General features: G+C 69.7%; 13 protein-coding genes. 9 read left to right on the top strand and 4 right to left on the bottom strand.

Going from position 1 to position 13,601, the window contains the following annotated elements; genetic code table 11:
• A partial coding sequence (locus tag Q0716_RS08400) for a redoxin family protein (protein WP_299021961.1) occupies positions 1–280 on the top strand: 280 nt, incomplete at its 5' end.
• Here Q0716_RS08400 and Q0716_RS08395 read toward each other — a convergent pair.
• Positions 225–791: a GNAT family N-acetyltransferase gene (locus tag Q0716_RS08395; protein WP_299021959.1), complete on the bottom strand. Its 567-nt coding sequence runs from the start codon at positions 789–791 to the stop codon at positions 225–227. The two genes, Q0716_RS08400 and Q0716_RS08395, sit on opposite strands and share 56 nt — an antisense overlap.
• Before the next feature lie 61 nt (positions 792–852).
• The gene (locus Q0716_RS08390) at positions 853–1,533 is read right to left on the bottom strand and encodes a cytochrome b/b6 domain-containing protein (protein WP_058615894.1); all 681 of its coding nucleotides are present in this window, start codon (positions 1,531–1,533) and stop codon (positions 853–855) included.
• 65 nt (positions 1,534–1,598) lie between these two features.
• Between Q0716_RS08390 and Q0716_RS08385 the strand changes: the two genes are divergently transcribed.
• The gene (locus Q0716_RS08385; RefSeq protein ID WP_058615895.1) at positions 1,599–2,042 is read left to right on the top strand and encodes a cytochrome c; all 444 of its coding nucleotides are present in this window, start codon (positions 1,599–1,601) and stop codon (positions 2,040–2,042) included.
• A gap of 82 nt (positions 2,043–2,124) precedes the next feature.
• On the opposite strand, the gene Q0716_RS08380 is transcribed toward Q0716_RS08385, so the two are convergent.
• Positions 2,125–2,634, bottom strand: a complete 510-nt coding sequence (locus Q0716_RS08380; RefSeq protein WP_299021954.1) for a TlpA disulfide reductase family protein — start codon at positions 2,632–2,634, stop codon at positions 2,125–2,127.
• A gap of 190 nt (positions 2,635–2,824) precedes the next feature.
• On the opposite strand from Q0716_RS08380, the gene Q0716_RS08375 reads away from it, so the two are divergent.
• Genes Q0716_RS08375 through Q0716_RS08365 form a run of 3 tightly spaced genes read left to right on the top strand, consistent with a single transcriptional unit; the run spans position 2,825 to position 9,600 of the window.
• On the top strand, positions 2,825–3,202 hold the full coding sequence (locus Q0716_RS08375; protein ID WP_058615897.1) for a response regulator: 378 nt from the start codon (positions 2,825–2,827) through the stop codon (positions 3,200–3,202).
• A gap of 43 nt (positions 3,203–3,245) precedes the next feature.
• A complete protein-coding gene (locus Q0716_RS08370; RefSeq protein ID WP_299021950.1) occupies positions 3,246–8,651 on the top strand; it encodes a PAS domain S-box protein in 5,406 nt (1,801 codons plus the stop codon).
• A complete protein-coding gene (locus tag Q0716_RS08365; protein WP_299021949.1) occupies positions 8,641–9,600 on the top strand; it encodes a diguanylate cyclase in 960 nt (319 codons plus the stop codon). The genes Q0716_RS08370 and Q0716_RS08365 overlap by 11 nt, the downstream gene beginning before the upstream one ends.
• A gap of 23 nt (positions 9,601–9,623) precedes the next feature.
• Here Q0716_RS08365 and Q0716_RS08360 read toward each other — a convergent pair whose 3' ends face one another.
• Positions 9,624–10,040, bottom strand: coding sequence for a thioredoxin fold domain-containing protein (locus Q0716_RS08360; RefSeq protein WP_058615900.1), 417 nt, complete (start codon positions 10,038–10,040; stop codon positions 9,624–9,626).
• A 31-nt stretch (positions 10,041–10,071) separates the two neighbouring features.
• On the opposite strand from Q0716_RS08360, the gene Q0716_RS08355 reads away from it, so the two are divergent.
• The 4 genes from Q0716_RS08355 to ptsP are packed head-to-tail and all read left to right on the top strand — an operon-like array spanning position 10,072 to position 13,092.
• Positions 10,072–10,662 (top strand): hypothetical protein, encoded by a 591-nt coding sequence (locus Q0716_RS08355; protein ID WP_299021945.1) that lies wholly within the window; start codon positions 10,072–10,074, stop codon positions 10,660–10,662.
• A gap of 21 nt (positions 10,663–10,683) precedes the next feature.
• Positions 10,684–11,130, top strand: coding sequence for a PTS sugar transporter subunit IIA (locus Q0716_RS08350; protein ID WP_058615902.1), 447 nt, complete (start codon positions 10,684–10,686; stop codon positions 11,128–11,130).
• On the top strand, positions 11,099–11,368 hold the full coding sequence (locus Q0716_RS08345) for an HPr family phosphocarrier protein (RefSeq protein WP_058615903.1): 270 nt from the start codon (positions 11,099–11,101) through the stop codon (positions 11,366–11,368). Before Q0716_RS08350 ends, Q0716_RS08345 begins: the two co-directional genes overlap by 32 nt.
• Positions 11,365–13,092: a phosphoenolpyruvate--protein phosphotransferase gene (gene ptsP / locus Q0716_RS08340; RefSeq protein ID WP_299021934.1), complete on the top strand. Its 1,728-nt coding sequence runs from the start codon at positions 11,365–11,367 to the stop codon at positions 13,090–13,092. Before Q0716_RS08345 ends, ptsP begins: the two co-directional genes overlap by 4 nt.
• Positions 13,093–13,601 lie beyond the last annotated feature (509 nt).

Genomic DNA, 13,601 nt, shown 5'->3' with positions numbered 1-13,601 from the left:
CAGCGTCAACGATGTGTTCGTCATGGGCGCGTGGGCCCGGGACCAAGGGTGCGCTGGCAAGATACGCATGCTGGCCGACGGCAGCGCGGCGTTCGCCCGCGCCACGGGGCTGACGCTGGATCTGACCGCCCGCGGCCTGGGGTTGCGCAGCAACCGGTACTCGATGTTGGTCCAAGACGGCGTGGTCCGCACGCTCAACGTCGAGGGGCCGGGCGAGTTTGCGGTCAGCGACGCCGATACGTTGCTGGCCCAGGCGCGTCGGCTCCAAGCCGCAGCTTGAGATAGTGCGCGCCCGGCAACGGGTTGTGGTAGTAGGGCGGGATTTCCTCAAACCCCAGCTCGTGGTAGAGCGCGCGCGCCGCTTCCATCTCGCTCAAGGTGTCGAGCAGCATGCAATCGTAGCCCGCTTGTTCGGCCAACAGCACGATCCGTTCGGCCAGCTGCCGCCCCAGCCCAAAGCCCCGAAACGGCCGACGCACGAACAGCCGCTTCATCTCGCAGGCGTTGCCGTGGTCGCTCTCCAGCAGGGGGCGCATCGCGCAGCAGCCGGCCGGCTCGCCATCGACCGTGGCCAACACCAGTGCGCCCTGCGGCGGCGCGTAGACACCTGGCAGCGTGGCCAGCTCCTCGGCAAAGCCCTGGAAGCCCAAATCGATGCCGATGTCGTCCTGATACTCCAAAAATAGCGTGCGCACCGCGTCGAGCGCCGGGCCTTGCGGCGCCACCCACAAGCGAATGTCCGGTTCGGCGGCCGCGTCACCACACGGCGGCGGGTCGGATGCCTCGTTCATGCCGCGATGATAGAGCCAAGCGCGGTGCCTGGGTGGCGCGTGCGATGCAGGACAGGCGACCCTAGGCAGCGCCCAACGAAACGATCCAAACGGTGACGGCGACGCTGACGGCCGCCACGGCCAGGGCCCGCAGCCGCTCGCGCCAGCCATCGGCGCTGGCGGGGGTGCCCGGCGGCAGAGGTTTGTCGCCGTGGATCATGGGCGGCACCAGGGATTGCCCCCGCAGCCGGTACACGACGATGGCGGCCACGTGCAGCACCACCAGCCCCAGCACCAGCAGCTTGCCCCATTGCTTGTGGTAGGCAGTGGCGGCGTACGCCGTCTCTGACGACACGAAGCGCGCCAGCGGCCCGACGAAAGCGATCTCGTCGTCGCTGATCAGCCCGGTGCCCACTTGCACCGCGAGCACCGTCAACAATGCAAAGACCGACAGCGCCCCCAACGGCGAATGCCCCACCGACCACAGCGGGTCGCCGCGGCCGCGCAGGTAGGCCCACAGCGACCCTGGGCCATACAGAAAGGCGACGAAGCGCGACCAACGCCCGCCCACCAGCCCCCACAGCACGCGAAAGATCAACAGCGCCAGCACTGCATAGCCCAAGCGCTGGTGCCAGGTCATCCAGTTGCCGCCCAGGTTACCGGTGATGACCAGCCCCACCACGGCCAGCACCAGCAGCCAGTGAAACAGTCGCGTGGGCAGATCCCACACGCGCACGGGTACAGTCTCGGCGGGCGTTGTCATGGCAGAGTTCGGCACATTCGCATACACTGAGGATTCCCCCCAACTCTACACCAGGAGGTGTTCTCATGCAGCATCGACTTCTGTTGGCCGTGGCGGCGCTCGCGCTCAGTGGTGCGGCGCACGCGCAGTTTCAAAAGCCTGAGGACGCGGTCCGTTACCGCCAGTCGGCGTTCAACGTGATGGGCGCGCACTTCAGCCGCATCGGCGCCATGGTGCAGGGGCGCGTGCCGTTCGACGCCAAAGCCGCGCAGGAAAACGCCGCCATCGTGGCCACGATGGCCAAGTTGCCGTGGCAGGGGTTCACGCCGGACACCGAAAAGATCAAAAGCCGCACCAAGCCCGAAGCCTGGATGGAGATGGACAAGGTGCGCGCCGGTGCGGACAAGATGATGAAAGCCGTCGCCGACCTGGACGCGGCCGCCCGCACGGGCAACCTGGACGCGATCAAAAAGACCTTCGGTGACGCAGCGGCCACCTGCAAGGCGTGCCACGACGCCTATCGGGAGTGACCTCACGGGCCAGCGCGGACGGCCTCGGTCGCGCCGTCTGCGCGCGAGGTTGCACCGGCGGTGCCGGGCGTGGTGGCGGCGGTCACCCCTCGGCCAGCAGCTTTTCAAGCAGAGCAGCCAACGCCTGGAAGTCGGGCTCACCCACGTAGCGCTTGACGATGCGGCCCTGCCGGTCCACGATGTAAGTGGTGGGGGTCAGTTTGACCTCTCCCCAGTCGCGCGCCAGGCTGCCGTCGGTATCGAGCGCCACCTTGAACGGCAGTTGCCGCGTGCGGGTGAAGTTGGCCACCCACTCCGGCGGGTCATAGCTCATCGCCACCGCCACCGTCTCGAAGCCGCGCGCGTGGTAGCGCCGGTGCAGCTCGACCAGTTGTGGCATCTCCTTGACGCAGCTCACGCATGTCGTGGCCCAGAAGTTGACCAGCAACACGCGCCCGGCCAGGTCGGCGCTCGTCAGCGTGCTGCCGTCGAGCAGTCGGAAGGTGGACTGCGGCGCGCGTTCGGCGGCGCCGCAGCCGCCCAAGCTCAGGGAGCCGCCCACCGCCAGCCATACGGGGGCGGTCAGCAGCCAGGGTCGCCATCGGGGAGTCATCGGTGTCATTCCTTCGTTCGTCAGCGTCGGTATCAGGGGCGGGGCCTGGGGATGAGACCACGGCAAGCGCGGTGTCGGCGAGCGCCTGCCCCTGCGGGTATGGGAGCGTGCCGCGGCGGTAAAAGTTCGACAGCGTCGATTTTGGCCTCACAATAGGGTGCACACACGGCATTCTCGTTATAAAGCACCCATGGCCCGACCCTTGCGCGTTTTGGTCGCCGACGACAACCCCCTCAACCTGCGCATCGCCGCGCGCTTGCTGCGTGACATGGGCCACAGTGGCGTGTTGGTCAACGGTGGCCGGCAGGCGTTGCAGGCCCTGCAGACGCAGGCCTTCGACGTCATGTTGCTCGATGTGACCATGCCCGACATGGGCGGGCTGGAGGCGCTGGCCGAGCTGCGCGCGCTGGAGCGCGCCGGCCGGCGCCACACCCCGGTCATCATGGTCACGGCCTACGACCTGCCCGAGGACCGCCGTCGCCTGCTCGATGCGGGGGCGGATGGCTACGTGGCCAAGCCGCTCGACGCCGAGCGGCTCGCGGCCGAGCTGGCGCGCGTGGTGCCGTGACCCGAGGTTGCGAACCCGCCGCGTTGAGCAGGAGCTGTTGACGATGGAGAGCCGATCGCACCCCAACGCGCCGCCGCCGATGACGGGGCAGCCGGTGCAGCGCGGTGCTGCCTGGATGGCGGCACTGGCCGTGTTGCTGGTGTGGGTGCTGGCCGCGGCCATCTCCACATGGCTGTACCAGCGCGCGCAAGACGATCTGCAGCAACAGCTGCAACACGAGATGGACTTGGCCGAGCGGCGGCTGGACAGTGCCTTCGAACGCTATGGCGCCCTCCTGCTGGCCACGCGTGCCTGGTTGCACGCCAATCCGGGCGCCGGTTGGCGCGACGCGCGCGAGTTCGTGGGGCCGCTGGAGTTGCCCGAGCGGTATCCGGCCGCCAGTGGTCTGGCCTTCGCGCGCCGCGTGGCACCCGCGGCCGTGGACGACTGGCTGGCCGAGGCGCGCACGCGGGGATTGCCGGTGGACGTGCAATACCGGCGTTTGCGGCCCGACGCCGACCCCGAGCGCGACCGCTTCATCATCGACTGCATCGAGCCCTCGGGGCAGGAGCGTTTGATCGGACTGGATATCGCGAGCGACCCCGTGCGCTGGGAGGCCATGCAGCGTGCGGTCGTCACGGGCGACTGGGCCGTGACGGCGCCGGTGCGATTGGCCAATACCGAGCGGCTCGAGTACGGCCTGTTGCTGGTGATGCCAGTCTATGAGGGCGGGTGGACTCCTGCCAGTGTGCCCGAGCGCTGGCGGCAGTTGCGCGGCTTCATCGTCACCGGTGTGCCGGCGGCCGAGCTGGTTCGCGACGCGGGCCTGCTCAACCCCAAATACGACTGGCACTGGGTGGATCCCAAGGCGTCGCCAACCCTGGCTGTGGCCGCACCAGGCCAGCCCGTACCACCTGACGATGGCCGCCGCGGCGTGGCGTTGCACGATTCCGACGGTCATGGGCCCGAGGCGCTGCTGAGTGATCGCGCGTATTGGCAAGGTGCTGCCGACGCCGCGGTGCAGCGCACCCTTACCGTCGGCCAGCGCGAATACGTGCTGGGCGTGCGCAGCACCCCGGCGTTGGAGCGGCAATGGTGGCCGGTGGCCGCGGCGGTCATTGCCGTTGGGGCGCTGCCCATCGGCCTGCTGGCAGGCTGGGCGACGCTGGCCGCCTTTCGCCTGCGCCGTGCCGAGCACGAACGTCTGGAGGCGCTGCGCAGCGACGTGCAGCGCCTGTCGCTGGTGGCGCGCTACACCCACAATGCGATCATCTTCACCGACCGCGCGGGGCGCGTGACCTGGGTCAACGCGGCGTGCGAGGCATTGACCGGCTACACGCTGGACGAGCTGCGCGGCCAGGTACCGGGTAAGCTGCTGCAGTGCGAGCGTACCGACCCGGCCGCCGTGGCCCGCTTGCGCGAGGCGGTGCAGCGCGCCGAGCCGTGCGAGGTCGACATCCTCAACCGCGCCAAGGATGGGCGCGAATACTGGATCAACGTCGAGCTGGTGCCCCTGCGCGACGAGACGGGCACCTGCACCGGCTTCATGGCGGTGGAGATCGACATCACCGAACGGGTGCGCAGCGAGGAGCGCCTGCGCGTGGCGCTGCAAGAGGCCCAGACGCTGATGGACACCGTGCGCGAACACGCCATCGTCAGCCAAGCGGCGCCGGACGGCACCATCGTCGACGCCAACGAGGCCTTTTGCGCCATCAGCGGTTACACGCGCGACGAGCTCATCGGCGCGCCGCACCGCATCATCAACTCGGGCCACCACGACGCGGCGTTCTGGCACGATTTCTGGACGACGATCGCCAGCGGCCGTGCCTGGCGCGGCGAAATCTGCAACCGCGCCAAGGATGGGCGGCTTTATTGGGTCGACAGCATCGTCGCGCCGCTGTTCGACGCGGAGGGGCAGATCGAGCGCTATTTGTCGATCTGCTTCGACATCACCGCGCGCAAGGAGGCCGAGGCGCAACGGCGCGCGGCGCAGCAGCGGCTGGACAACCTGGTGCGCGCCACGGGTGCGGGCACCTGGGTGCTGGATCCGGACACGGGCGACGTCGAGGTCGATGCGCGTTGGTGGGCGATACTGGGTGAGCCAGGCGGTCCCCCGTTCATCGGCATGGCCACCTGGGCCGAGCGCGTGCACCCCGACGATCTGCCCGGCGTGCAGCTGGCGCTGCAGGCCTATGTCGAGGGCATGAGCGAGGCGTTCGAGGCCACGCTGCGCATGCGCCACCGCGACGGCCGCTGGGTGTGGGTGCGCACGCGTGCCGAGGCGTTCGAGCGCGATGCCAGCGGACGCGCCCGCGCGCTCTATGGGGCCAACCTGGACATCAGCGACGTCAAGGCCGCCGAGGAGCACGCACAGCGCGCCGAGCGGCTGCTGCGCAGCGCCATCGACACCATCGACGAGGGCTTCGTGCTCTACGACCCGGACGATCGCCTCGTCTACTGCAACGAGACCTACCGCCAGATCTACCCCATCGCGGCGCCTCTGATGGAGCCGGGACGCACGTTCGAGGAAATCATCCGCTACGGGGCCGAGCGCGGCGAGTACCCGGCGGCGGTCGGGCGCGTCGAGGAGTGGGTGGCCGAGCGGCTGGCGCAGCACCGCAGCGGGGTATCCAGCCTGGTGCAGCGCCTGGCCAGCGGGCGCGTCATCCGCATCGTCGAGCGGCGCACGCCGGAAGGGTATATCGTCGGTTTTCGCATCGACATCACCGAATTGGAGCGTGCACGCAGCGAGGCCGAGTCGGCGCGTCAGTTGCTCGAGAGCGCGCTCGACGCGGCGGGCGCCGCCCTGTGCGTGTTCGACATGGACGAGCACCTGCTGTGGGCCAATGAGCGCTTCTACTACATGCACGCGGCGCTGGCCGACATCCTCCAGCCCGGCGTGCCGTTCGAGACCTTCATTCGCACCGGGGTTCAGCGTGGTGGCATCGACCTGGGCGGCCTGGACGCCGAGGCATGGCTCGCGCGGCGACTGGCCGAGTTTCGCACCGGCACCACCGACCGTGTGGTGCGGCTCGAGGACGGGCGAGCGCTGCGCATCGTGGAGCGCATCACGCCGGCCGGGCTACACGTCGGGCTGCGCTACGACGTCACCGAGCTGGAAAACGCCCGCCGCGCAGCCGAGGAGGCCAGCCAGGCCAAGAGCCAGTTCGTGGCCAACATGAGCCACGAAATCCGCACGCCGATGAACGCGGTGCTGGGTATGCTGCAGCTGCTGCTGGGCACGGCGCTGGACGCGCGCCAGCGCGACTATGCGGAAAAGGCCGAGTCCGCCGCCAAGTCGCTGTTGGGTATCCTCAACGACATTCTGGACTTTTCCAAGATCGAGGCCGGCAAACTCGAGCTCGACCCCGAGCCGTTCGCCATCGACCGGCTGTGGCGCGACGTGGCCACCATCATGGCCGCCAGCCTCAAGGGCAAACGGCTGGAGCTGCTGTTCGACCTGGACCCCGCCATCCCGCGCGTGCTGGTGGGCGACGCGATGCGCCTGCAGCAGGTGCTCATCAATCTGGCCGGCAACGCCATCAAATTCACCGCCGCGGGCAGCGTCACCGTACGGGCACGGCTGCTGCAGCGGCACACCGATCCCGACGGATCGCAGCGCGTGCGGCTGCGCATCGCCGTCATCGACACCGGCATCGGCATCGCGCCCGAGGCACAGGCGCGGTTGTTTTCCGCCTTCACGCAGGCCGAAAGTTCCACCACGCGGCGCTTTGGCGGCACCGGGCTGGGGCTGGCCATCAGCCGCCGGCTGGTGCAGATGATGGGGGGCGACATCACCGTCGACAGCACGCCCGGGCAGGGCAGCACGTTTGCCTTCGAGGTCGAGTTAGGGGTGGCGCGCGAGGTGCCCGCGGCGCTGGCTGCGGAAGGCGTGCCGCCCGAGCTGCAGTCGCTGCGCTGCCTGGTGGTGGATGACCACCCGCTGGCGCGCGAGCTGCTGTGCCACACGGTGCAGCAGCTCGGCTGGCAGTGCGACGCGGTGGCCGATGCCGAGGCCGCGCTGCAGCGCGTGCGCGCCGCCGACGCGCCGTACGACGCGATCTTCGTCGACTGGTCGCTGCCCGGCATGGACGGCCTGACCCTGGCCGAGCGGTTGCGCACGACCCTGCCGCCGGCGCAGCGCTCGGCGGTGGTGATGGTCACCGCCAGCGGCCGCGACGTGCTGGCGCAGGTGCCGGCGCAGCGGCAGGCCGCGCTCGACGGCTTCTTGGTCAAACCGGTCACGGCGTCGATGTTGCTGGAGGCGGTGCGCATGGCGCGCGCCCAGCAGGCGGGGCCCGCGCCCCAGCAGGTCCCCATCCAAGGCACCCGGCGGCTGGCGGGCATGCGCATCCTGCTGGTGGAGGACAACCCGATCAACCAGCAAGTGGCGCGCGAGCTGTTGCAACGCGAAGGCGCGCGGGTATCGGTGGCCGACCACGGACAGGCGGCGCTGGACCAGCTGCGTGCGCGCCCCGACGGTTGGGACGTGGTGCTGATGGACATGCAAATGCCCGTCATGGACGGGCTGCAGGCGACCCAAGCCATCCGGCACCAACTCGGCTTGACCGACTTGCCCATCGTGGCCATGACCGCCAACGCCATGGCCAGCGACCGCGAGGCGTGCCTGGCTGCGGGCATGAACGACCACGTGGGCAAGCCCTTTGCCATCGATCAACTGGTGCAGGTGTTGCTGCGGTGGGCGCCGCACGCGGTGCGCGCGTCGCTGGACGGGGCTGACGAAGACGCTGCCCCCCCGGAGACGCCGTCCGCCGCCGGAGCAACCGACGCCGCGGCCGTGCACGCGCCCTGGCCCGACGCCGATTGGGTGGACGTCCCGGCGGCGCTGGAGCGCCTAGGGGGCGATCCGCGCCTGTACCAGCGCATCGCGCGTAGCTTCCTGCAAGGGCTGCCGCACACGCAGGCGGACCTGCAGACCCGCCTGAGTCAGCCCCCCGACGGTGCCCTGGCCGCGGCCCTGCACACGCTCAAGGGCACGGCGGCCACCATCGGCGCGCAGCCGCTGGCGGACGTGGCCGCCCAGGCCGAGCGCGCCGTCAAGGCGGCACTGGCCGATGGGGCCGGGGCCGTGCCAGCGGCGGTCCCGGACTGGTGGCCGGCGCTCGCGCAGGCGCTGCAGGCCACGGCCGAGGCGCTGCCGCGCGTGCTGGCCGAGCTGGTTGCGCGCGGCCTGGTGCCGCCCGAGTCTGGGGCCGAGGCCACGAGCGCCGGGGCCGACGCCGATCCCGCGCGCTGGCGCGAGTCGCTGCAGCGCCTGTACACGCTGCTGCAGGCCAGCGACATGGAAGCGCTAGACCTGCACGACCAGCTGCTGGCCGACCCCGCCGTGGCGCAGGATGCGCGTTGGGCGCCGCTGCATCAGGCGATGGAGGCCATGGATTTCGAGGCCGCAGCTGCCGCGGCACAGGCGCTGCTCGCCAGCGCACCAGGAGAGTCCGATGCCACCTGACGCCATCACGACCGCTTGGCCCGTGCGCAAGCCGCGCGTGCTGCTGGTGGACGACCAGCGCGTGCACCTGCAGGTGCTGCACCGCGCGCTCGGCGGTGACTACCAGCTCTTCATGGCCACCAGCGGTGCCCAAGCCCTGAAGGTGGCGCGCGAACAGCAGCCCGACCTGATGCTGCTCGACATCGTCATGGAAGACATGGATGGTTTTGCCGTTTTGCAGGCCATGCGGGCCGATCCGCTGACGCGCGACATGCCGGTGATGTTCGTCACCGCGCACACTGGCGAAGACATCGAGACCCGCTGCTTGGAGGAGGGAGCGGTCGACTTCATCACCAAGCCCATCAACGCCAGCGTCGTGCGCGCGCGCGTGCGCACCCACCTGACGCTCAAATTTCAGTCCGACCTGCTACGCTCCCTCGCCTTCGTCGATGGCTTGACGGGGGTGGCCAACCGGCGCCAGTTCGACGAGCGGTTGGCCGTGGAATGGGCGCGCGCGCAACGCCACGGTACGCCGCTGAGCCTGATTTTGGCGGACGTGGACCACTTCAAGGCCTACAACGACCACGTCGGCCACCAAGCGGGTGACGAGGCGCTGCGCCGGGTGGCGGCCTGCCTGCGCGAATCGGTGCGCCGCGGCACCGATCTGGTGGCGCGCTATGGGGGCGAAGAGTTCGTCTGCCTGCTGCCCGACACCGACGCCGACGATGCGGTGCGGCTCGCCGGGCAACTGCTGGACGCCGTGCGGCTCATGGCCATCCCGCACCGGCTTGGGACGGAAGGCGGCGTGCTGACCATCAGCCTGGGTGTGGCCACGCGCCGCGGTCCGGCGCAGCCAGGCTGGCAGGCCGCCACCCTGCTGGGCTTGGCCGATGCGCAGCTCTACGAGGCCAAGCGCGCCGGGCGGGCGCGCGTGTGCGCGGCGGTGTTGGGCGAAGACGGGGGGGTTTGAGCCGCTCCCCGCGGGGTGCCGAACTAGCGCGGCGCCAATCGCTGGCGCGCCTGGCGTAAGCGCTCGTCCAAGTAAGGCCCGTAAAAGTCCGCCAGCCCCATGCCCTCCATGCGTTCGGCCAGTTCCCGCCCTTGGGCGTCCACGAACAGCAAGGTGGGCGCCACGCCGATGCGCCATTGCCGCGCCAGCGCCTGGCCCGTGGTGGGGCGCTGGTCGAAGCCGACGATGGGCGTTTGCCGGTCCAGCATGTCCACCTGCACTGCGGCGACTTCTCCGCGGCGCAGCATGGGCAGCAGGTGGCTGCGGCGCACCACGTCGCAGAACGCGCAACCTTTGAGCGTGACCATGACCACCAAGGGCTCGCCACGGGCGGCGGCGGCGCGCGCCGCGTCGGGCAGCGATGCAGGGACGGGCAACTGGTCATCGGTGCGGGTGGACATGCGCGTAGCCCTCTGGGGTAGGATGCGGAGTATGCAATGGTGCCATGATAGGCCGTCTGCCGCCGTCGTGTGGGCGGCCATGGGTTTCGTGTTCGTCGCCGGCTGCAGCCCGGCGCTGGACTGGCGCACCGCGCGCTTCGAGGCGGCGCCGGTGGAGGCAACGCTGCCGTGCAAGCCGGAACGGGCCACGCGCGAGGTGCCGCTGCGCGGCCCGCAGCAGCCGCCCGTGGCGCTGCACATGCTCAGTTGCCAGGCAGCGGGGCGGACCTTCGCGGTGGCGGCGGTGCGGCTGCCCGATGCCTCAGCAGCGGGCGCGGCGGCGGCCTCGACCCCGCCCATGGATTGGATCGAGACCTGGCAGCGCGCCAGCTGGGCCACGCTGCGCGTCGATGCCGGCGCGGCGCCGGCGCCCGCGGGCTGGCAGGCCGTGCCGTGTGCGCTGCGCGATGCCGCCTGGTCGCGCTGCTGGCGCGGCAGCGGCCAAGGGCCGGATGGCCAGCCAGTGGCGGCCGAGCTGCACTGGGCCAGCAACGGCCGCTGGCTGGTGCAAATGGCGCTCTATGGCCCGAGCCTGCCGCCCGAGGCGCACGCGCTGTTTTTCGGCGGCGTCGCGCTGCGCTGAACCCGCCCATAATCACGGGTTGTGAACGGCATCCTCGTCATCGCCCACGAACCGCTGGCGTCTGCCCTGCGGCAGTGTGTGTTGCACGTCTTTCCGGATGCAGCGCTGGCGGTCAGCGCGCTGGACGTGCCGCCGCACCAGCCGCCCGAGGTGACGCTGGCCCAAGCCCGGCACCTGATCGCCCTGCAGGGGGCCGACGATACGCTGGTGTTGACCGACGTCTTCGGTGCCACCCCCTGCAACGTCGCCGCCCAGCTCATCGACGGCGTGCACACGCGGCTGGTCACGGGCGTGAATCTGCCGATGCTGCTGCGGGCCGTGACCTACCGCCACGAGCCCATCGATACCCTGGTGGCGCGCGCCACGCTGGGGGGCACGCAAGGCGTGATGCCGCTGTCGCCCACCGCACCCCAGAACCAATCCCGCCGACCTGCCCATGATCCAGCGCACCGCGACCATCAGCAATAAGCTCGGCCTGCACGCCCGCGCCTCGGCCAAGCTGACCAAGCTCGCCAGCTCGTTTGCGTGCGAGGTCTGGCTCAGCCGCAACGGACGGCGCGTCAACGCCAAGAGCATCATGGGCGTGATGATGCTGGCGGCCGGGTTGGGCAGTACGGTCGAGATCGAAACCGACGGCCCGGACGAGCAGGCGGCCATGGACGCCATCGTGGCGCTCATCGACGACAAATTTGGGGAGGGGGAATGACGTTCACGCTGCACGGGCAGGCCGTCTCGCGCGGGGTGGCCATCGGGCGTGCGGTGCTGGTGGCGTCCAGCCGCATCGACGTGGCGCACTACTTCATCGCGCCCGAACAAGTGGAGGCCGAGCTGATCCGCTTGCGCGGTGCGCGTGACGCGGTGATGGACGAGATTCGTCGCTTGCAGCAAGGGCTGGCGCAGGCCGAAGCGATGGAGACCCATACCGAGCTGGCCGCGCTGCTGGAGGTGCACCTGATGCTGCTGCAGGACGAGCACCTGCACGAAGGCGTCAAGCACTGGGTGACCGAGCGCCACTACAACGCCGAGTGGGCGCTGACAGCGCAGCTGGAGCTGGTGGCCAAGCAGTTCGACGAGATGGCCGATCCTTACCTGCGCGAGCGCAAGGCGGATCTGGAGCAGCTCGTCGAGCGCATGCTGCGCGCCATGCGCGGCGTGGCCTCGCCGGTGGCGGCCGCGACCCCGGGGGTGGAGGGCGACCCCCTGGTGCTGGTGGCGCACGACCTGTCGCCGGCGGACATGCTGCAGTTCAAGCAAAGCGTCTTTGCCGGCTTCGTCACCGACGTCGGTGGCAAGACCAGCCACACCGCCATCGTCGCGCGCAGCCTGGACATCCCGGCCGTGGTGGGGGCGCGCCACGCCAGCCAGCTCATTTGCCAAGACGACTGGGTCATCGTCGATGGCGATGCGGGCGTGCTCATCGTCAACCCCACGCCGATGGTGCTGGCCGAGTACGGCTACCGCCAGCGCCAGGGCGTGATCGAGCGTGAGCGGCTCGCGCGCATCAAAAACACCCCCGCCGTGACGCTGGACGGCGAGCGCATCGAGCTGCTGGCCAACATCGAGCAGCCCGAAGACACCTTGCCCGCGTTGTCGGTCGGCGCGGTCGGCGTAGGCCTCTTTCGCACCGAATTTCTGTTCATGGGGCGCGGCGGCAAGCTGCCCGACGAAGAGGAACAGTACGACGCCTATCGCCGCGCGGTGGAGGGCATGCACGGCCTGCCGGTGACCATCCGCACCGTGGACGTGGGTGCGGACAAGCCGCTGGACCACCACCGGCGCGACGAGCACCTCAACCCCGCGCTGGGGTTGCGCGCCATCCGCTGGAGCCTGGCCGAGCCGGCGATGTTTCTGACCCAGCTGCGCGCCATCCTGCGCGCGGCCGCGCACGGCAAGGTCAACGTGCTCATCCCGATGCTGGCGCACCTGAGCGAAATCCGCCAGGTACACGCCATGCTGACCAAGGCGCGCGAGCAGCTCGACCGCCGTGGCGCCGTCTACGGCCCGGTGCGCGTGGGCGCCATGATCGAAGTGCCCGCCGCCGCGCTGGCGGTGCGGCTGTTCGTGCGCCACTTCGACTTTTTGTCCATCGGCACCAACGACCTGATCCAGTACGCGCTGGCCATCGACCGTGTGGATGAGTCGGTCGCGCACCTGTACGACCCGCTGCACCCGGCGGTGCTGCGCTTGGTGGCCGACACCATCGCCGCCTGCCGCGAGGCGGGCAAACCGGTCAGCGTCTGCGGCGAAATGGCCGGTGACGTCACCCTGACCCGCTTGCTGCTCGGACTGGGCCTGCGCAGCTTTTCCATGCACCCGACGCAAATCCTGGCCGTCAAGCAACAAGTGCTGCGTAGCGACACGCGCAAGCTGCGCGCCTGGGCGCAACAGGTGGTCGGCAGCGACGAGCCGGCGTTGCTGTTGGGGGATTGAGTCTGAAGGGGTGGCCGAGGTCTGCCACCGGATGTTTCCGCGATGTCGACATAAAGAAGTCGGGCTTCTGGCCGATAATCTATCGTCGTCTTCCAAACGTCAACGATCGTTCCAGCACCGAAGCGCAAAGAGATCCATGAAATTACAAGGGTTCCACCCGTGGGCGCGTGAGCCGTGGCGCGCGTGGGGTTGGGCGTGGGTCTTACTTGCCTTCGTCTGGGTGTTCTTGGCATGGATCCCGGTCCCCGTGGCGACTCAGGCGGTTTTGGCGTGGGGCGTTGTGGTTTTGGTCGCCTGCATGCAGCCGTGGGCGCGGCACAAGCCGTTGGCGCGGTTGGTGGTACTCTGCCTTGCCGCCTGGGTGACAGCGCGCTACCTCGTTTGGCGCACCACGGAAACACTGGGTTTTCACGATCCGCTGTCGTGGGTCGCGGCGGTGCTACTGTTTGCCGCGGAACTCTACGGCATCGCGATCTACGCCTTGGGGTTGTTCGTCAATGTGTATCCCA

The organism is uncultured Tepidimonas sp. (assembly GCF_938045175.1).
Classification (GTDB): domain Bacteria; phylum Pseudomonadota; class Gammaproteobacteria; order Burkholderiales; family Burkholderiaceae_C; genus Tepidimonas.
This window is presented reverse-complemented; position numbering and strand designations above follow the sequence as displayed.

Excerpts from the sequence above, each read along its gene's own strand:
- Q0716_RS08390 (WP_058615894.1), bottom strand. The coding sequence starts at position 1,533 with ATGACAACGCCCGCCGAGACTGTACCCGTGCGCGTGTGGGATCTGCCC.
- Q0716_RS08360 (WP_058615900.1), bottom strand. The coding sequence starts at position 10,040 with ATGTCCACCCGCACCGATGACCAGTTGCCCGTCCCTGCATCGCTGCCC.
- Q0716_RS08370 (WP_299021950.1), top strand. The coding sequence starts at position 3,246 with ATGGAGAGCCGATCGCACCCCAACGCGCCGCCGCCGATGACGGGGCAG.
- Q0716_RS08380 (WP_299021954.1), bottom strand. The coding sequence starts at position 2,634 with ATGACTCCCCGATGGCGACCCTGGCTGCTGACCGCCCCCGTATGGCTG.
- Q0716_RS08385 (WP_058615895.1), top strand. The coding sequence starts at position 1,599 with ATGCAGCATCGACTTCTGTTGGCCGTGGCGGCGCTCGCGCTCAGTGGT.
- Q0716_RS08375 (WP_058615897.1), top strand. The coding sequence starts at position 2,825 with ATGGCCCGACCCTTGCGCGTTTTGGTCGCCGACGACAACCCCCTCAAC.
- Q0716_RS08365 (WP_299021949.1), top strand. The coding sequence starts at position 8,641 with ATGCCACCTGACGCCATCACGACCGCTTGGCCCGTGCGCAAGCCGCGC.
- ptsP (WP_299021934.1), top strand. The coding sequence starts at position 11,365 with ATGACGTTCACGCTGCACGGGCAGGCCGTCTCGCGCGGGGTGGCCATC.
- Q0716_RS08345 (WP_058615903.1), top strand. The coding sequence starts at position 11,099 with ATGATCCAGCGCACCGCGACCATCAGCAATAAGCTCGGCCTGCACGCC.
- Q0716_RS08355 (WP_299021945.1), top strand. The coding sequence starts at position 10,072 with ATGCAATGGTGCCATGATAGGCCGTCTGCCGCCGTCGTGTGGGCGGCC.
- Q0716_RS08395 (WP_299021959.1), bottom strand. The coding sequence starts at position 791 with ATGAACGAGGCATCCGACCCGCCGCCGTGTGGTGACGCGGCCGCCGAA.